Source organism: Stenotrophomonas sp. AS012628, from assembly GCF_010608305.1.
GTDB lineage: Bacteria > Pseudomonadota > Gammaproteobacteria > Xanthomonadales > Xanthomonadaceae > Stenotrophomonas > Stenotrophomonas geniculata.
In genome coordinates this window covers 1-253 of sequence record NZ_VMBJ01000183.1, presented here as the reverse complement: position 1 = coordinate 253, position 253 = coordinate 1, and the positions used below count along the sequence as shown (strand labels likewise).

At 62.5% G+C, this 253-nt stretch carries 1 pseudogene; it reads right to left on the bottom strand.

Annotation, left to right across the window (positions count from 1 at the left end):
- Positions 1–243 (bottom strand): annotated as a pseudogene (locus G5A07_RS21530) (glutathione synthase); the annotation flags it as partial.
- Positions 244–253 lie beyond the last annotated feature (10 nt).

Genomic DNA, 253 nt, shown 5'->3' with positions numbered 1-253 from the left:
GCACTGGGTGAACTGCGTGGCGAAGAACTTCTCGTTGCAGTCGCGCAGGCTCTGCGGCCGGTTCACCACCAGGGCGCCGGCACGCTCGGCCTGTTCCAGCAGGTAGGTCGAATAGACGAATTCGTTATCGAAGGGCGGGTCCTTGCGCATCAGGATCACGTCCAGTTCGTGCAGCGGTTGGTCGCTTTCCGCTTCCAGTTCGAACCAGCGGGAGGCATCGTTGAAGACCTTCAGCGGGCGCATGCGTCCACGC